Origin of the sequence: Citrobacter sp. MGH100 (assembly GCF_001034465.1) — a bacterium.
In the GTDB taxonomy this organism is placed as follows: Bacteria; Pseudomonadota; Gammaproteobacteria; order Enterobacterales; family Enterobacteriaceae; genus Citrobacter; species Citrobacter youngae.
Map to the genome: position 1 here is coordinate 1,296,217 of NZ_KQ089800.1, position 18,559 is coordinate 1,314,775.

General features: G+C 52.0%; 18 protein-coding genes. 15 read left to right on the forward strand and 3 right to left on the reverse strand.

All coding sequences use genetic code 11. The annotated features are described in order from the left end of the window. Nucleotides 1–301 precede the first annotated feature (301 nt). The 5 genes from SK32_RS06165 (at nt 302) to SK32_RS06185 (ending at nt 6,115) form a co-directional block, all read left to right on the forward strand. Complete coding sequence (locus tag SK32_RS06165) at nt 302–1,411, forward strand: AI-2E family transporter (RefSeq protein WP_048211773.1); 1,110 nt, start codon at nt 302–304, stop codon at nt 1,409–1,411. A gap of 116 nt (nt 1,412–1,527) precedes the next feature. Continuing rightward, nucleotides 1,528–3,312 (forward strand): diguanylate cyclase, encoded by a 1,785-nt coding sequence (locus SK32_RS06170; protein WP_048211774.1) that lies wholly within the window; start codon nt 1,528–1,530, stop codon nt 3,310–3,312. A gap of 257 nt (nt 3,313–3,569) precedes the next feature. Further along, the gene (gene trpS, locus SK32_RS06175; protein WP_048211775.1) at nt 3,570–4,574 is read left to right on the forward strand and encodes a tryptophan--tRNA ligase; all 1,005 of its coding nucleotides are present in this window, start codon (nt 3,570–3,572) and stop codon (nt 4,572–4,574) included. A 202-nt stretch (nt 4,575–4,776) separates the two neighbouring features. Then, nucleotides 4,777–5,514: an SDR family oxidoreductase gene (locus SK32_RS06180; protein WP_048211776.1), complete on the forward strand. Its 738-nt coding sequence runs from the start codon at nt 4,777–4,779 to the stop codon at nt 5,512–5,514. 118 nt (nt 5,515–5,632) lie between these two features. Next, entirely contained in the window at nt 5,633–6,115 is a 483-nt protein-coding gene (locus tag SK32_RS06185; protein WP_048211777.1) for a glutathione peroxidase, read from the forward strand. A gap of 80 nt (nt 6,116–6,195) precedes the next feature. On the opposite strand, the gene SK32_RS06190 is transcribed toward SK32_RS06185, so the two are convergent. Next, nucleotides 6,196–7,128 (reverse strand): GIY-YIG nuclease family protein, encoded by a 933-nt coding sequence (locus tag SK32_RS06190; RefSeq protein ID WP_197081311.1) that lies wholly within the window; start codon nt 7,126–7,128, stop codon nt 6,196–6,198. Nucleotides 7,129–7,617: 489 nt separating this feature from the next. Then, nucleotides 7,618–8,373 (reverse strand): DeoR/GlpR family DNA-binding transcription regulator, encoded by a 756-nt coding sequence (locus SK32_RS06195; protein ID WP_048211778.1) that lies wholly within the window; start codon nt 8,371–8,373, stop codon nt 7,618–7,620. An 87-nt stretch (nt 8,374–8,460) separates the two neighbouring features. Here SK32_RS06195 and SK32_RS06200 point away from each other — a divergent pair, with 87 nt between their 5' ends. The 9 genes from SK32_RS06200 to fecE all read left to right on the forward strand — a co-directional run bounded on the left by SK32_RS06200 (nt 8,461) and on the right by fecE (nt 17,218). Further along, on the forward strand, nt 8,461–9,045 hold the full coding sequence (locus SK32_RS06200; protein WP_040233800.1) for an NUDIX hydrolase: 585 nt from the start codon (nt 8,461–8,463) through the stop codon (nt 9,043–9,045). 10 nt (nt 9,046–9,055) lie between these two features. Continuing rightward, on the forward strand, nt 9,056–9,415 hold the full coding sequence (locus tag SK32_RS06205) for a TIR domain-containing protein (RefSeq protein ID WP_048211779.1): 360 nt from the start codon (nt 9,056–9,058) through the stop codon (nt 9,413–9,415). A 230-nt stretch (nt 9,416–9,645) separates the two neighbouring features. Next, nucleotides 9,646–10,167, forward strand: coding sequence for a ferric citrate uptake sigma factor FecI (gene fecI / locus SK32_RS06210; protein WP_048211780.1), 522 nt, complete (start codon nt 9,646–9,648; stop codon nt 10,165–10,167). Further along, nucleotides 10,164–11,117 carry a ferric citrate uptake sigma factor regulator FecR gene (fecR, locus tag SK32_RS06215; RefSeq protein WP_048211781.1) on the forward strand — a complete coding sequence of 318 codons (954 nt, stop codon included), beginning with the start codon at nt 10,164–10,166 and terminating at the stop codon, nt 11,115–11,117. The genes fecI and fecR overlap by 4 nt, the downstream gene beginning before the upstream one ends. 86 nt (nt 11,118–11,203) lie before the next feature. Then, nucleotides 11,204–13,528: a TonB-dependent Fe(3+) dicitrate receptor FecA gene (gene fecA / locus SK32_RS06220; protein WP_048211782.1), complete on the forward strand. Its 2,325-nt coding sequence runs from the start codon at nt 11,204–11,206 to the stop codon at nt 13,526–13,528. A gap of 74 nt (nt 13,529–13,602) precedes the next feature. Beyond that, the gene (locus SK32_RS06225) at nt 13,603–14,502 is read left to right on the forward strand and encodes a Fe(3+) dicitrate ABC transporter substrate-binding protein FecB (RefSeq protein ID WP_048211783.1); all 900 of its coding nucleotides are present in this window, start codon (nt 13,603–13,605) and stop codon (nt 14,500–14,502) included. Continuing rightward, entirely contained in the window at nt 14,499–15,497 is a 999-nt protein-coding gene (gene fecC / locus SK32_RS06230) for an iron-dicitrate ABC transporter permease FecC (protein WP_048211784.1), read from the forward strand. Before SK32_RS06225 ends, fecC begins: the two co-directional genes overlap by 4 nt. After that, nucleotides 15,494–16,450, forward strand: coding sequence for a Fe(3+) dicitrate ABC transporter permease subunit FecD (fecD, locus tag SK32_RS06235; protein ID WP_048211785.1), 957 nt, complete (start codon nt 15,494–15,496; stop codon nt 16,448–16,450). Before fecC ends, fecD begins: the two co-directional genes overlap by 4 nt. Beyond that, nucleotides 16,451–17,218, forward strand: coding sequence for a Fe(3+) dicitrate ABC transporter ATP-binding protein FecE (gene fecE, locus SK32_RS06240; protein ID WP_048211786.1), 768 nt, complete (start codon nt 16,451–16,453; stop codon nt 17,216–17,218). It begins immediately after the preceding gene. 244 nt (nt 17,219–17,462) lie between these two features. Here the strand turns inward: fecE and SK32_RS26695 are convergent, their stop codons facing one another. Further along, nucleotides 17,463–17,627 (reverse strand): CDI toxin immunity protein, encoded by a 165-nt coding sequence (locus SK32_RS26695; protein WP_442778354.1) that lies wholly within the window; start codon nt 17,625–17,627, stop codon nt 17,463–17,465. A 60-nt stretch (nt 17,628–17,687) separates the two neighbouring features. On the opposite strand from SK32_RS26695, the gene SK32_RS06245 reads away from it, so the two are divergent. Then, a partial coding sequence (locus SK32_RS06245) for an IS256 family transposase (RefSeq protein ID WP_075551379.1) occupies nt 17,688–18,559 on the forward strand: 872 nt, incomplete at its 3' end.

Genomic DNA, 18,559 nt, shown 5'->3' on the forward strand with positions numbered 1-18,559 from the left:
CCAGACTAAAAAGTGGGGATAGATCATAACGAATTTTCAACCGGCTGGCGAATCAACTCGCTTCATGGTGGACAGTAAACGACGGAGAATTTTTGGCTTTCCAGACACGTTGCCCCCTTTCTCGGCGAGTAGATAGATCATTCGCTCACCCCTTACGGAGACAGGAACACGCGGCAATTTTTTGCTCTGAGTTCACTGTTTGCTCATCAAGGCGGCGTTAAGCCGGAATCAACATCCACAGTTGGTAATTCTGCTGAACAGTTCTATAGTCGAGACTGCTTCTCAGTTACAGGATTCACTAATGCGATTTAACGGACTGACCAAAGGTTTCTTCATTTTCATTCTTGCCCTCGTGACCTGGGCGTTTTTCGACGTATTGTCCCTCTACTTCTCCGCAATCTTGTGGGCCGCAATTCTGACGACCATCTTTAATCCAGTAAAAAACAAACTGCGCAGTGCGCTTGGCGAACGTAACGGTCTGGCATCGTTAATCACTATTGGTATTATTTGCTTAATTGTCTTTATTCCTCTGATGGTGATCCTGTCATCGTTGGCAATCGAACTGAATGTGGTTTACACCAAGTTGCAGCAAAACGATACGCAGTTTCCGGAAGTGGTCAGTTCTATTCTTTCTTATCTTCCTGACTGGGCCAGAGGATTCCTCGCAGAACACAATCTGGATAATGTCGCGCAGATCCAGAAAAAACTCTCCGACATTGCGCTGCAGGGCGGACAGTACCTCGCAGGCAGTGCTTTCCTGATTGGTAAAGGGACCTTCGGCTTCGCCATCAGCTTTGGCATCATGCTGTACCTGCTATTTTTCCTGTTGAAGGATGGACCGTATCTGGTGCGTCAGATTCTGGATTCCTTACCGCTGTCTGATTTTGCCAAGCAGCACTTGTTTGCCAAATTCGTGGGTGTCACGCGGGCGACAGTCAAAGGCACGGCGGTTGTCGCTGTCGTACAGGGCACGCTGGGCGGCATTGCTTTCGCCATTGTCGACATCGACGGCAGCGTTTTGTGGGGCGCACTAATGGCATTCCTCTCGCTGGTGCCTGCGGTTGGCTCGGCGATAGTCTGGGTCCCGGCGGCTATTTTCCTCTTTGCCACCCACCAACTGTGGCAAGGGCTGTTTATTGTCGGATTCTTCGTCATTATTGTCGGACTGGTGGACAATATCCTGCGCCCGCTACTGGTAGGAAAAGACACCAAAATGCCGGACTACCTGATATTGATTACCACCCTCGGTGGGATGGAGATTTACGGTATCAATGGCTTTGTGATTGGCCCGCTAATCGCTGCACTGTTTTTGGCCAGCTGGAATCTGTTCTCCGGACGTGACCATGAGGGCAACGTAGAAGGTATCGATGAAGCCTTCATGGAAGAAGGAAAAAACCCTCCAGATTTATGATGGCATGACGATAACAAGGGGCGACCGCGGGTCGCCTTTTGTTTTCACGCAAAATCATACGTTTCCTATAATTTCAATCATGCTTATTCATTAATCGTCGCAGAAGGAACGAAAAAGTGCGAATAGCCACAATCACCAACTGGGCCTACAGTGCGACGGTATGCCTGACCATTGCCTCCGGCGTTGTTATGCTGATGGCTTCCGGAGCAGACAATACTGAACGTCAGGTGGTAGAGCAGCGGTATAAATTTGATCAGCTAACCGAAGAGGTGGAGCTCGATGCCTGGTCATTGTCAGATTTAGCTCGCGAGTACGTGATCGCCAAAGATCCAGAAGCACTGAATGCCTATCGCCAAAAGGCGTCATCACTAAAAGCGATTGAGCTGCGGTTAACAAAATTAAAAGACTTCGGCGCGACAGGTGAAGAGCTGGCGCTGCTGCATGAAGGATTACAAATTGTCGATGCGCTGCAGGAAGAGCAAGCAGCCGCGCTCGCCAGTATGGCCCGCGGAGAAACGTCACAGGCAATCGCCCTGCTCTACGGCAAAGCCTATGAACAGGAACTGGAACGGGCGCAGGTGCGGATAGATCATTTCCGGCAGTTGCTCGATAACCGTGTACGTAACAGCATTGACGATGCCACCAGGACTTCCCGCATACTGCGTACGCTCTCCGAAGTTATGGTCGGTTTAACCGCGCTGCTGTTTTTGTTTGTCCTCGGCTTTATTTTGAAACGCCGCGTACTGCGTCCGGTTGTGCGTCTGAGCGACGTGGTTCACCGTCTCGCATCGCAGGATTATGCCGTAGAAACGCCTAACTTTAATCAGATTGACGAGATTGGCGATATGGCGCAAGCCATTCGCATCTTTCGTGAGAACGGCCTGGTGCGGCAGCGGCTGGAGAAAGAGCGGGACGCCGACTGGGCGATCCGTGAACTGTTGGCTCGTATGACCCAGCGTTTACAGGGCTGCGAAAACTTTGCCGATGTTATCAATGTTGCGCAGCTTTTTGCCCCGAACATTGCCCCTGGCGTTGCCGGACGGCTCTACATTCTTGATCGGCAAGCCTGGCACATGCGCTGTGCCGCCGAGTGGCTTTCGCCGCAAGGCAAAACAGACCCTTTCCATCTGGATGACTGCTGGGCAGTGCGCCGTGGGCAAAGTCATCCTCCCGTGCAAGGTGAGCCTGATATCGCCTGCTACCACCTGCCTGAGTCGTGTCAGGATCATACCCTGTGCGTACCGTTGATCGCCCAGGGGGAAACCATCGGCCTGCTCTCATTCCAGAATCTCAGTGACAATTCCGCCCCTTCCCGTGCTTATCTGGAGCTGATGGCCGAGGCACTTGGACTGGCATTAGCCAACCAACGTCTGCGCGATGCATTACTGGAAAAAGCGCTTTACGACCCACTGACCGGTCTGCGCAATCGCCATCACCTTGAAGACACTCTGCGCACCCAAATGAGTCAGGCTGTCCACAACCAGGAACCGATCAGTTGCCTGATGATCGATATCGATCACTTCAAAAACATCAACGACCGATTTGGTCATGAGGCTGGTGATGGGGTGATAAAAAGTATCGCAGCAATTATTCAGCGCGTTGTTCACGACCACGGAATGGCCTTCCGCTACGGTGGTGAAGAGTTTCTGGTTCTGCTTGCCGGTATGGATGAAGAAGCGGCCAATCGCTTTGCGACGGACATTTACAACGGGGTACGCGAGTTGACGCTCAGCTTTGGCGTCTCTGACATCGGTCATGTTGATGTGTCTATTGGTGTCGCCAGCTACCCGCAGCACGCCCAGAGCGATAACCTGTTACGTGCCGCGGATGTCGCGCTGTATCGCGCAAAAGAGCTGGGGCGTTCGCGCATAGTGAGCTTTGGGATGCTGGAAGCGAGCTAAAAAGCGGTGCGTAAGCCCAGACGGGTACTTCCTAAAATATCCCCCCGAGCGGGCAGAGCATTACTTTACCTCTACCCCTGGTAGTGATATGTTGACCCGATGAATATAAAACACGATTGCAACGGTTTTAACCACAAGCGTTGGTGGCTGCCTTCTTAAAGGCGGTCAGAATGTGTTTATCCATTTTTAAATAACCGCCGAAAGGCGGTTATTTGCATTTTGAGACCCCTTTCGGTTTTATGCTTAAGGAGTCTTCTATGAACAACAAATCCATCATCCTTACCGGCGACCGCCCTACTGGGCCACTGCATCTTGGCCACTATGTCGGTTCCCTGCGCCAACGCGCGATACTGCAACACGACTATCAGCAGTTTGTTCTGGTCGCAGACCTGCAAGGTCTGACCGATAACGGCAGCGATCCACAAAAGATCCAAAATAACATACCCGAAGTGTTGGCCGATTATCTCGCTGCAGGTATTGATCCCTCACTCACCACCCTTTGTTTACAATCAGCACTACCTGCCCTTGCCGAACTCACCGCGCTGTATATGAATATCGTTACCGTGGCTCGCGTCGAGCGTAACCCAACGGTCAAAAATGAAATTGCGCAAAAAGGTTTCGCCCGTTCGCTTCCGGTCGGTTTCCTGGTTTACCCCATCAGCCAGGCAGCAGATATTACGGCGTTCAAAGCCAGCCTGGTGCCCGTCGGCGACGATCAGTTGCCGATGATCGAACAGACTAATGAAATCGTGCATAAGATGAATAGCCTGTTACCGACCCCCGTTCTGCATCACTGTAAAGCTATGTTAAGCGAAACCAGCCGTCTTCCTGGTATTGACGGCAACGCCAAGATGTCGAAATCACTCGGTAATACGCTGCTCCTGTCGGCAAGTGAAGAGACTATCCATCGCGCCGTCAGCGCAATGTACACTGATCCTAACCACCTAAAAGTGTCCGATCCGGGGCAAATTGAGGGTAATGTCGTGTTCACCTATCTGGATGCTTTTCACCCGGATAAGGCCAAAGTCGCAGAAATGAAAGTGAATTATCAGCAAGGAGGATTGGGTGATCGGGCATGCAAAAATGAGCTGGAGATGTGCCTGCAAGAACTCATCGCGCCCATGCGTGAGCGTCGGGCAACCTATATTCAGGATAAAGGTATGCTGATGGCGATGCTTAAAAAAGGCAGCGCGCAGGCCTACGACATCACACAGCAAACGCTAAGAGAAGTAAAACAAGGATTGGGATTGTCGGTATTTTAATCTGGATTGACGTCCCATCATGCATCCCCCCGTCGGTGTGCATTTTGCTTAAATCTGAGCTGAGCCCATTTTGAGAACGATATAACGCATGCAAACCGCTATTTATATCCCGCCGTAAATGGCACTAACGGGAAGATGTGACCCCGTATCACCATGCTATATATCCAGCGACACAAACTCATCACGAAAGGGAAGCATCGTTATGTTGAAAGGTAAAAGAGCCGTTATCACCGGCGGCGGAGGAGGATTTGGTCAGGCGTTGTGCGTTTGGTTGGCTCGAGAAGGCGTCAACGTGGATTTTTCTGCCCGGCGGGTTGAGGATATTCACAAAACCTGCAGCATCATCGCCGCTGAAGGTGGTGTTGCAAAAGGGTATCTGTGTGATTTAACCCAGCCTGAATCTATTTCTCAGTTTGCTTCACAACTCTTAGATATAGACAGGTCCATCGACATTCTAATTCTCAATGCTGCTCAGTGGTTATCAGGGACTATAGACGAACAACCGGACTCAGAAATCTACAATACCGTCAGCTCAGGCCTGACAGGTTCAATTCTACTAACACAGGCATTGCTTCCAGGATTAAGGCGCTCAGACAGTGCTGACATCGTTTCGATTATATCTGTATGCGGCATTCCGAATTTTACGGATTCAATTGCCCATCCCGCTTTTTTTGCCAGTAAACACGGGATGAGTGGTTTTACAACTAAACTGTCGGAACAGTTATCCAAAGAAAATATACGGGTAACCGGGTTATACCCACCGGATTTTGAATTGACCGGGTTAGATCCTCTTGTCGACACTCAATCCAGAATGGGAGAACATCTAATGAATGGGCGTTCTGTCTGGGAAACAATTCATTTTGTGCTGGCTCAACCGCGTAGTTGCCATATTAGTACCCTTTACTTTCAAGGACCCACTCGCGAAGATTTGGATCATTAGGGACTGAATCTGGCAGCACTAAACCGAGCGGACTCACCTCCGCTCCTCACTTGCCCCAGCAGCACCATGCTGTATGGCTATGCCGATGTCTGACAGGTCCTGCTCTGAGGAGTTCGCTATGACCACCTTTTATCAACTAACAGCCACCAGCCTGGACGGCCAGCGTATCCCTATGGCTGACTATGCTGGCAAGCTGGTTCTGGTGGTAAATACCGCCAGCCATTGTGGCTTCACGCCACAATATGCAGGTCTGGAAACGCTTTACAAAAAGTATGCAGCTCGCGGACTGGTAGTGCTTGGTTTTCCCTGCAACCAGTTCGGTAAGCAGGAACCCGGCGAAGCCGACGAAATCGCGCAGACCTGCCACATCAACTACGGTGTAAGCTTCCCGATGTTTGAAAAAGTGGAGGTTAACGGTGCCGCTACGCATCCGGTATTCCGTTATCTAAAAGACGAGTTGCCCGGCATGCTGGGGGGACGGATAAAATGGAATTTCACAAAATTCCTGATCGGACGCGATGGCAAGCCGCTAAAGCGTTTTGCGCCGTTCACTACCCCGGAGAAAATGGAAACCATCATCCTTGCTGCACTTGAAATCTAGGTATTATTGTCATTTGAAATGTCTGCCTGGTGCCAGAAGCGGACATTACGAAATGGGGTTATTTCAATCAAAACGTAACGTCACAACCAGCCGACGCTCTCTCTCCACTTATAATTAGTAACTTTATCATTTTCGCTTATTTTTTTAGAGATAGAGCGAGGCTCTCTTCCTAAATACTCAGATATTTCTGTCGGGGACAAATCAAAATCAACAAGCATGACTCTAAGTTTTTCCATTTCCTTTAAAGTCCAGGGCTTGCCAAAATTTTCATAAAGAGAGACCTTATGCTCCCTGATAGTTCGTTTTCTCTGAGTTTCACTTTCCCTCTGAAAAATCTCGTTTTTAAACTGTGAACGGAACTCTTTACAGAAATTGTCATCGATTTTTTTATTATGTAGATTGCTAAAGATAAGTTGGGATGCCGGGTCTAAATCAGGTACATCAATAATAAAAACCTTGACCTTCTCCATATATGGATATTCAACCTTATCCAATATACTTAGTTGTTTTAAATTAAAAAAACCTCTCAAATCAAAAGATTTAATGAGTTTTAATTGGATTGCACTTTCAATTCTGCTGGCATTTGAATAACAGTAATTTGCCATTGGAAGGGCCCATACTACCAGTTGAGGAATATATTTTTCTAATGCAATACTCTGCCAGTCAGTATCAAATGCTTGGCTTTTTGCTAGCATGTTTTTCGGTAAATCAGAATATAACGTTGTAGATGCCCATATCTTATAATCTTTCGCTAAGGCTTGATAATGTTTAGTGTGGTTATGAATTTTATAAGCAGACATGAAGCGATACACGTCGTCATCCTGACCCGCGTCGTAAATTGTTCGGTTTCCTCTCAGGTAACCGTCGTAATGTTCGTTTATCCTTCTACCTACATTACAACTTACCCCAACGTAAACCACGCGATTGAAAAGTCCCTTATGGACAATAAGATAAACTCCGCTACAGCCAGATTTCCTGGCCTCTGATATAGAACCTAAAAATCTCCATTCCATAATTAAAATCCATTATTATTGCCGCTCCTTTTTGTTTATCATCATTTTATTGAAACTTCAACAAGTTAATCCAGGAGCTAAAGGGAAAAAATTATATAAGTATACTTATCATCATTAGCGATTATATAGTGTAGTGGCGCAGTGTACTTGAGGTGCATGTGGAGAAAATATATCGTTATTGATAAACATGACCTGCTCCCTGTTGATTCACACAGAATGCTGTTAGCAATGTCAGCTCCTCGCTCAAAGCGGTCGCTAGTCCTACCCCATCCCCAACTAATGCCATAGTCAGTAAGATCCTTACCAAAGATCCCCTATTCATTGCCCTTTCCCTCCGACTTTACAAATATGTGCCATCTCACGAACAAACGATGGAAAGCGTGATTTTTACAGTGCTGGGCTATCTGCGACAGTTGCTGAACGGCCAGAGTGTACTGGCGTGGCTGTATCTGTTTTTTATGCGATTTCTCATGTTCGATTAACAGAGAATCACGCTTTGATAATGGTGATGCCCTTTCCTTCAATACTCCTTAACCAATTATCATCGGTTTCACTATCAACCACGATAGTATTGATTAGCCCTACCTCACCGATAACAAACGATGACGCAGCGTTGACCTTCTCCGGTGACACCAGTACGACCGTTTCCGCCGCTCTGCCGGAAAATGCACGTTTGATGCACGCTTCTTCATAATCACCCGTGGTTAATCCCGCTTCAGGATGAATACCCGTTACCCCCATGAAGAAAATATCCGCATGAATATTGCCGATGCCTTCAATAGCGGCCGCCCCTACACTGACAATGGAGTGCTTGTACAGTCGGCCACCGATCAAAATAACGTCAATCTCGGGTTTATCGACCAACCCCAGTGCAATGCTGGGACTGTGTGTCACCACGGTAATATGCAGATCGTCCGGCAGACAGGCAATCAGCTCTGATGTGGTCGTGCCGCCATCCACAATAACAACTTGTCCCGAAGAAATGAGTTCAGTGCCTTTGCGTGCGATCTTCATTTTCACATCTGTTTTTAATGATTTACGCTCGGAAAATGTCGCAACAGCTGAAGACGATGGCAAAGCACCACCATGAACGCGCTGCAATCGCCCTTCTGCGGCAAGCTCACGTAAATCCCGTCGAATGGTGTCTTCTGAAACGCCAAATCGATCGCTCAGATTTTTCGATTGGACCTGCCCTTCAACCTGCAGTTGTTCAAGAATAAGGTGTTTACGTTGATGAGCGAGCATGTGACCGTTCCTGTTTATGCATGTTTATACTTGTATTTGCACGATAATGCTGATTATGATGTCAACTCTACGGATCAAGGAGTCTTCATGCAACCTAAACGTGCAGAAATACGCATCGTCGATAACCTAACATTATCCGATGACTGGTATTGTTTAAAAAAATACACTTTTGATATTCAACGAAGAAACGGTGACTGGCAGCGCCAAAGTCGTGAAGTTTACGATCGCGGCAACGGAGCCACGATTCTGCTCTATAACCGTGACAGGAAAACAGTGATCTTAACTCGTCAGTTTCGTTTTCCGGTATTTATAAATGGTCACGATGGCTATCTCATTGAAACAGCAGCAGGTCTTCTTGACAACATGGCTCCTGAAAAACGGATCAAAGCCGAAGTTGAAGAAGAAACCGGTTTTCGTGTATCCAGCGTACAGAAGGTTTTCGAGGCGTACATGAGCCCAGGCTCGGTCACGGAGAAGCTCTATTTTTACATCGCGGAATATGATGCTGCCGACAAGACAGGTGCCGGTGGTGGAATTGCGGCTGAAGGAGAAGATATCGAAGTGCTTGAGTGGCCGCTTGCAAGCGCACTTGCCGCAATTGAAAGTGGTCTTATCGTCGATGGCAAAACCATTATGTTGCTTTATCACATCGCGCTGAAAAACATTCTATGAGGTTCTCTTTGTGAAACAACTTATTCTCATTGCTGGCCCCTACCGTAGCGGTACGGATGGAAAACAAAATCTTATTGATGCGAATCTTGCTCGCCTGGAAGATGCAGCGTTAGCGGTATATCAAAGAGGACACATTCCTGTAATTGGCGAATGGCTGGCACTACCACTGGCAAAATCTGCCGGTTCTGCGGCTATTGACGATGAAATCGGCGAATCTATGATCTACCCCGTTGCCCATCGACTTATCACCAAATGTGATGCGATTTACCGTATTAAAGGCGCTTCTAAAGGTGCTGATATGGACATCGATGTCGCACATAAGCATGGACTCACCGTTTATTTCCGCCTTGAAGACATCCCGTTGGCGTAATTTTATTGTGCTATTGCCTGCGAATGTGCAGGCAATTAAACCATCGCCAATGGGATCTATGACTCTCAGGAAAGATGGGGAGCGCAAGCGCGGGCAATAAGGGATGCTATTAATGCCAAAATCATAACCCCTTTAAAATGTCATTTTTATCTCATTTCATTTCCAATTGTAATGATAACCATTCTCATGTTAATGTAGCCGCGTGATAATTAACTTTTGATGCAATCCGCATGTCTGACCGCGCCACTACTACCGCTTGCTTCACGTTCGAGTCGCTTTATGGCACACATCACGGCTGGCTGAAAAGCTGGCTGACGCGCAAGCTCCAGTCTGCCTTTGATGCTGATGATATTGCCCAGGACACATTTTTACGGGTAATGGGCAGTGACTCGCTCAAGACTGTCCGCGACCCTCGTTCCTTCCTGTGCACTATCGCCAAACGGGTAATGGTCGACCTGTTTCGCCGAAACGCGCTGGAAAAAGCCTATCTGGAGATGCTGGCGCTGATGCCGGAAAATCTCGCGCCTTCGCCCGAGGAACGTGAGAGCCAGCTCGAAACCCTGCAACTCATCGACAGCATGCTTGACGGCCTGAACGGAAACACACGCGAAGCGTTTTTGCTTTCGCAACTGGAGGGGCTCAAATACAGCGAGATCGCGCTTAAGCTCGGCGTCTCCGTCAGCTCGGTGAAAAAGTATGTGGCAAAGGCTATCGAACATTGTCTGCTGTTTCGTCTGGAGCACGGCCTGTGAACGCTTCTATCACCGATTCTCGCCGTCAGGCTTTGCGCTCGGCATCACACTGGTATGCGGTATTGAGCGGCGAGCGTGTCAGCCCACAGCAGGAAGCTCGCTGGCAACAATGGTATGAACAGGACCAGGACAATCAGTGGGCATGGCAACAGGTTGAAAACCTGCGCAGCCAGCTCAGCAGCGTTCCGGGCGATGTCGCCAGCCGGGCGCTGCACGATACGCGCCTAACTCGTCGTCACGTCATGAAAGGGTTGTTGCTACTGCTTGGCGTGGGTAGCGGCTGGCAGCTCTGGCAATCTGAGGCCGGAGAAGGTCTACGTGCCGACTACCGCACCGCTAAAGGCGTGGTCAGCCATGAGCGGCTGGAGGATGGCTCACTGCTGACGCTCAACACACAAAGCGCCGCTGATGTTCGTTTTGATACGCATCAGCGCGCTGTCCACCTCTGGTATGGCGAAATTGCGATTACCACCGCAAAAGATGCGCAGCAGAGGCCTTTCCGTGTGATGACACGCCAGGGTCAGCTCACCGCCTTAGGCACAGAATTTACCGTCTTTCAGCACGATAACATCACGCGCGTAGCCGTACAGCAGCACGCTGTTGAAGTCCGCCTGGCAAATCATCTGCAGGAAAAACGTATCGTCAACGCTGGCGAGAGCCTGCAGTTTAGCGCGTCTGAATTTGCTGAAATCACCACATCGGATGATGAAAGCGCAACCTGGACCCAGGGTGTTCTGAGTTTCAGCGATAAACCGCTGGGTGAGGTCATTGCCACACTGGGCCGTTATCGCAACGGCGTGCTGCGTTGCGATCCGGCAGTGGCCGGGCTGCGCCTGAGTGGCACGTTCCCGCTGAAAAATACCGATGCGATTCTGGATGTTATTGCCCAGACACTTCCAGTTAAAATTCAGACCGTTACGCGATACTGGGTAAATATTTCGGCACTGTAAGAAAAATAATTCTCATTTTCATTGTCCTTTTTCCCCTTCTCATTCGACTCATAGCTGAACACAACAAAAATGATGATGGAGAAGGTATGACGCCTTTACGCGTTTTTAGCAAAACAACACCTTTGGTTAACGCCATTCGCCTGAGCCTGCTGCCGCTGGCTGGGCTCTCGTTATCCGCTTTCGCAGCGCAGGTTGATATTGCACCAGGCTCACTCGATAAAGCGCTAAACCAATATGCCGCACACAGCGGAATTACCCTGTCTGTTGATGCCAGCCTGACGCGCGGCAAGCACAGCAACGGTTTGCACGGCGATTACGATGTTGAGAGTGGTTTGCAGCAGTTGCTCCTGGGCAGTGGCCTGCAGGTGAAGCCGTTAGGGAATAACAGCTGGACGCTCGAACACGTTCCAGCACCACAGGAAGATGCGCTCACGGTTGTGGGCGACTGGCTGGGCGATGCGCGCGAAAACGACGTATTCGAACATGCCGGCGCGCGTGACGTTATCCGCCGTGAGGATTTCGCCAAAACCGGCGCGACGACCATGCGCGAGGTGCTGAATCGTATTCCTGGCGTTACCGCCCCGGAAAACAACGGTACCGGTAGCCACGATCTGGCGATGAACTTTGGTATTCGCGGCCTGAACCCGCGCCTTGCCAGCCGTTCAACGGTGCTGATGGACGGTATTCCGGTGCCGTTTGCCCCTTACGGCCAGCCGCAGCTTTCCCTGGCACCCGTTTCGCTCGGAAATATGGACGCCATCGATGTGGTACGCGGCGGTGGTGCGGTGCGTTACGGACCGCAGAGCGTGGGCGGCGTGGTGAACTTTGTCACCCGCGCCATTCCGCAAGACTTCGGGATCGAAGCCGGCATGGAAGGCCAGCTCAGCCCAACGTCCTCACAAAATAATCCAAAAGAGACGCACAACCTGATGGTGGGCGGCACGGCGGATAACGGTTTTGGTACCGCCCTGCTTTACTCCGGCACGCGCGGCAGCGACTGGCGCGAGCACAGCGCGACGCGCATCGACGATCTGATGCTGAAAAGCAAATATGCGCCGAACGACGTGCATACCTTCAATAGTCTTCTGCAATACTACGACGGTGAAGCCGATATGCCCGGTGGTCTGTCGCGCGCGGATTACAACGCCGACCGCTGGCAATCTACGCGTCCGAACGATCGCTTCTGGGGGCGTCGCAAGCTGGCAAGCCTCGGCTATCAGTTCCAGCCGGACAGCCAGCATAAATTCAATATTCAGGGCTTCTACACCGAAACCCTGCGCAGCGGCTATCTGGAACAGGGCAAACGCACCACGCTTTCACCGCGTAACTATTGGGTACGCGGCATTGAGCCACGCTACAGCCAGAGCTTTATGCTGGGCCCTTCCGCGCACGAAGTGGGGGTGGGATACCGCTATGTGAGCGAGTCGACGCATGAAATGCGCTACTACACCGCCACCAGCAGCGGGCAACTGCCGACCAGCGCCAGCCCTTACGATCGCGACACCCGTTCCGGTACCGAAGCGCACGCCTGGTATCTGGATGACAAAATCGATATTGGCAACTGGACTATCACTCCGGGTATGCGCTTTGAACATATCGAGTCATACCAGAACAACGCCATCAAAGGCACACATGAGGAAGTGAGCTATAACGCCCCGCTTCCGGCGCTAAACGTGCTTTATCACCTGACTGACAGCTGGAATCTTTATGCAAACACCGAAGGCTCGTTCGGCACCGTACAGTACAGCCAAATTGGCAAGGCTGTGCAAAGCGGCAATGTGGAACCGGAAAAAGCGCGAACCTGGGAGCTCGGCACCCGATACGACGATGGCGCGCTGACCGCGGAAATGGGGTTGTTCCTGATTAACTTTAATAATCAGTACGACTCCAACCAGACCAACGACACCGTTACCGCACGCGGTAAAACGCGCCATACCGGGCTGGAAACCCAGGCCCGCTATGACCTCGGCACGCTGACGCCAACGCTCGAAAACGTTTCAGTCTACGCAAGCTATGCGTACGTGGACGCCGAGATTCGTGAGAAAGGCGACACCTACGGCAACCAGGTGCCGTTCTCGCCGAAACACAAAGGCACATTGGGCGTGGACTATAAGCCGGGCAACTGGACCTTCAACCTGAACAGCGATTTCCAGTCCAGCCAGTTTGCGGATAACGCCAACACCGTCAAAGAGAGCGCCGACGGCAGCACTGGCCGTATCCCAGGTTTCATGCTCTGGGGCGCACGCGTAGCCTATGACTTCGGTCCGCAGATGGCAGACCTGAACCTGGCGTTCGGTGTGAAAAATATCTTCGACCAAGAATATTTCACCCGCTCCTACGACGACAACAATAAAGGCATTTACGCCGGCCAGCCGCGCACGCTGTATATGCAGGGGTCGTTGAAGTTCTAAATCCCGTTTACCCGGCCTGCATGCTGTTTTTGTCGGCCGGGTAAACGACGCGCCACTCGACACAGGCCATTCACATGTTCACATCACTACGCACGCTATTCGCCGCTCTGCTGCTCACCGGCAACGCTTTTGCCGCCACGGTTCTTGACGAACATGGCACCTTTACGCTTGATAAAACGCCACAGCGGATCGTGGTGCTGGAACTGTCGTTCGCGGACGCACTGGCAGCCGTCGATGTTAGTCCGGTCGGCATTGCCGACGATAACGATGCCACGCGTATTCTTCCAGAAGTTTGCGCCCATCTTAAACCCTGGCAGTCTGTCGGTACGCGCGCGCAGCCGAGCTTAGAAGCCATCAGCGCGCTGAAACCGGATCTGATCATAGCCGACAGCAGCCGTCATGCGGGTATCTACAGCGCCTTGCAGCAAATCGCACCGGTGCTGCTGCTTAAGTCCCGCAATGAAACCTACACTGAAAATCTGCAATCTGCGGCCATCATCGGCGAAGTAGTGGGCAAAAAGGCGCAGATGCAGTCACGTCTGGCGCAACACCAACAACAGATGTCAGCGTGGGCAAGCCAGTTGCCAAAAGGCACGCTGGTGTTGTTTGGTACGTCCCGGGAGCAGCAGTTCAACCTGCACACGCAGGAGACCTGGACCGGGGGCGTCCTGACCTCTCTGGGGCTGAAGGTGCCGGCGGCAATATCCGGTGCGTCTATGCCGTCTATCGGCCTGGAGCAGTTGCTGGCGCTCAATCCAGCATGGCTGCTGGTCGCCCACTACCGCGAAGAGAGCATCGTCAAACGCTGGCAGCAGGACCCGCTGTGGCAGATGTTAACTGCGGTGCAAAAACAGCAGACGGCGTCGGTCGACAGTAACGCCTGGGCGCGGATGCGCGGCATTTTCGCGGCCGAACGCATTGCCAGTGACACGGTAAAAATCTTCCATCACCAGCCTTTATCCGATGTGAAATGACGGTTCTCAGACATCCAGCGCTGCAGTGGGGTCTTCCCCTTGCCGCGCTTATCACTCTCTTCTGGCTGAGTCTGTTTTGCTACTCGGCCATTCCTGTTTCTGGCGTTGACGCCATTCACGCTCTGCTGCCGGGCCATACGCCGACGCTTGCACAAGCGCTGGTGCAAAACCTTCGTTTGCCGCGAAGCCTGGTCGCCATTCTGATCGGCGCGAGTCTGGCTCTCGCGGGAACGCTGCTGCAGACCCTGACGCATAATTCAATGGCATCCCCTTCGCTGCTTGGTATTAACAGCGGCGCGGCGCTGGCGATGGCGCTGACCAGTGCTCTCAGCCCCGTGCCCGTTGCAGGTTACTCCATCGCCTTTATCGCCGCCTGCGGTGGCGGCGTAAGCTGGCTGCTGGTGATGACCGCTGGCGGCGGATTTCGCCACAGCCAGGACCGAAACAAATTGATCCTCGCGGGCATCGCGTTCTCGGCGTTTTGCATGGCCCTGACCCGCATCACCCTGCTGCTGACGGAAGATCACGCTTACGGCATTTTATACTGGCTCGCGGGAGGCGTATCCCACGCACGCTGGCAGGAGTTCTGGCAGCTTTTCCCGATGGTGGCGGTTGCCCTGCCGGTGGTGTTGCTGCTGGCTAATCAACTGAACCTGCTTAACGTCAGTGACAGCACTGCCCGCACGCTGGGGGTGAATCTGCCAAAGCTACGTTTGATCATCAATATTCTGGTGCTGCTTCTGGTCGGTGCCTGCGTCAGCGTGGCTGGCCCGGTGGCGTTTATCGGCCTGCTGATGCCGCATCTGGCTCGCTTCTGGGTGGGATTCGATCAGCGCAAGGTTTTACCGATGAGCATGCTGATGGGCGCTACGCTGCTGCTGCTGGCAGATCTTCTGGCCCGAGCGCTGGCTTTTCCTGGCGAATTGCCTGCCGGGGCAGTAGTGGCGCTGATTGGCGCGCCCTGCTTTGTCTGGCTGGTCAGGAGGCGTGGATGAAAATTACGTTAGTCATTTTCATCGCCCTCGCATTGACGGGATTTTCGGTTCTGTCTCTGCAAATGGGGGTGATCGCCGTTCCCTGGCGCGCCCTGCTGACCGACTGGCACACCGGGCGCGAGTATCATTACGTGTTAACGGCGTACCGCCTGCCGCGATTGCTGCTGGCGCTGCTGGTCGGCGCAGCCCTCGCGGTGGCAGGCGTTCTGGTTCAAGGGATCGTGCGTAACCCTCTGGCATCGCCGGATATTCTCGGCGTAAATCATGCCGCAAGCCTGGCCTCTGTGGGCGCGCTGTTGCTCTTGCCGTCACTACCGGTAATTGCCCTGCCGCTGCTGGCCTTTGCCGGTGGCATGGCAGGCTTGATTCTGCTGAAAATGCTGGCGAACACCAGCCAGCCGATGAAGCTCGCGCTCACGGGTGTCGCGCTTTCTGCCTGCTGGGCCAGCCTGACGGATTACCTGATGCTTTCGCGCCCACAGGATGTGAACAGCGCCCTGCTGTGGCTGACCGGCAGCTTATGGGGACGTGACTGGAGTTTTGTGAAGGTTGCCGCCCCGCTGCTGATGTTGTTTCTGCCGCTGAGCCTGGTTTTTTGCCGAGATCTCGACCTCCTGGCATTGGGCGATGCGCGTGCCACCACGCTCGGGGTGTCGGTGCCGCGTACACGGTTTCAGGCTTTACTACTGGCGGTTGCCATGACGTCAACCGGCGTGGCCGTCTGCGGCCCGATTAGCTTTATTGGACTCGTGGTACCGCATATGGTGCACACCATTACCGGTGGGCGTCACCGCTGGCTGCTGCCCGTTTCGGCCATGACGGGTGCATTGCTGCTGGTGGCGGCCGACCTGCTGGCGCGAATTATTCATCCCCCGCTGGAGCTTCCGGCTGGCGTGCTGACCGCCATTATCGGTGCGCCGTGGTTTGTCTGGCTGCTTGTGAGAATGCGATAAATGACATTACGAACTGAAAATCTGACGGTTTGTTACGGGACAAACAAGGTGCTTGACGGCGTATCACTCGCACTGCCTACGGGCAAGATTACTGCGCTACTTGGCCCTAACGGTTGTGGGAAATCGACGCTGTTAAACTGTTTTTCACGGCTGTTAATACCGCAGTCCGGCACCGTATTTCTTGACGACAATCCCATCAATACGTTCTCATCGCGCCAGCTTGCCCGCCGGCTGGCGCTGCTGCCGCAGCATCATTTAACGCCAGAGGGGATCACCGTCCGAGAGCTGGTTTCCTACGGCCGCAACCCGTGGTTACCACTTTGGGGGCGTCTTTCCGTTGAAGACAATGCGCGGGTGAATGACGCGATGAGCCAGACCCAAATCCATCATCTTGCCGACAGACGGTTAACCGATCTTTCTGGCGGCCAGCGCCAGCGCGCATTTCTGGCGATGGTCCTGGCGCAGGATACGCCCGTTGTCCTGCTCGATGAGCCAACGACCTATCTCGATATCAATCATCAGGTGGAACTGATGCGGTTGATGGGCGCACTCCGAGCCCAGGGGAAAACGGTAGTCGCAGTGCTGCACGACCTTAATCAGGCAAGCCGATACTGCGATCATCTGGTGGTCATGGCCAACGGACATGTGATGGCACAAGGCACACCCGAAGCAGTGATGAATCCTGGATTGCTGAGAAGCGTATTCAGCGTGGAAACGGAGATCCATCCCGAGCCGATATCTGGCAGACCAATGTGTGTGGTGAGGTAGATTGTACAGGTCGTATGCAGTAAACCTCGGCTAAACGAAACGGGAACTGTGCCGCAGTGTCTTTCTGTCTGGCTCTGAATGCTTGCGATGAGCAATGCTCATCGTCCATCAACTTGTTTTAGAATGTTCGCTTTGTGCCAATAGCGGACCTTCCACCTATGACAGTTCGCTTTGTGCCATTAGCGGAGGTTGTCAATAACAAGTCTTAGTTGAACAACGGGGAGCTGGTCAGTATTTCTGCTCATCACTTTCGCAGACCAAACCGTATATAATTATGAGGGAATAAAGGTTTAATCATTATTTTATCATTAAAAATAAATAGGTTAGGTGATATGGCGATGACATCGTAGATATTATCCACAATGAGTTGTAGATGGGTTCTGAACACGGGTACATTGAGCCTGTACATAAATTTGTGTAATTGCCTGATTTTGATATGTTCAATTCAACATCAAAGGCAGGTTACTTTATGGACGAAAAACAGTTGCAGGCTCTGGCTAATGAACTGGCCAAAAATCTCAAAACTCCCGACGATCTTAGCCAGTTCGATCGTCTGCTGAAGAAAATCAGCGTTGAGGCGGCTCTCAATGCTGAGATGTCTCACCATCTGGGGTACGATAAAAATCAGCCTAAACCGGGCTCCAATACCCGCAACGGCTACTCAACAAAGACCGTAGCGACTGCGGATGGTCCACTTGAACTGCGTACTCCCCGGGATCGCGAAGCCACCTTTGAGCCTCAGTTGCTGAAGAAAAACCAGACCCGCATCACCGGGATGGATAATCAGATTTTATCCCTGTACGCCAAAGGGATGACCACCCGCGAGATAGCGACTGCATTCAAAGAGATGTACGACGCGGATGTCTCGCCAGCGCTGGTCTCAAAAGTCACTGACGCCGTCATGGAGCAGGTTGTTGAGTGGCAAAACCGGCCACTGGATGCAATCTATCCTATTGTTTACCTTGACTGTATTGTCCTTAAGGTCCGGCAGGACAGTCGCGTCATCAATAAATCCGTGTTCCTGGCGTTGGGCATCAACATCGAAGGCCAGAAGGAACTGCTGGGTATGTGGCTGGCCGAAAATGAAGGCGCGAAGTTCTGGCTGAATGTGCTGACAGAACTGAAGAATCGCGGCCTGAACGACATCCTCATCGCCTGTGTCGACGGACTGAAAGGCTTCCCGGACGCCATAAACGCGGTATATCCGGAGGCCCGCATCCAGCTGTGCATCGTACATATGGTGCGCAACAGCCTGCGGTTCGTCTCCTGGAAAGATTACAAGGCCGTTACCCGCGATTTGAAGGCGATTTACCAGGCGCCGACGGAAGAAGCAGGTCTGCA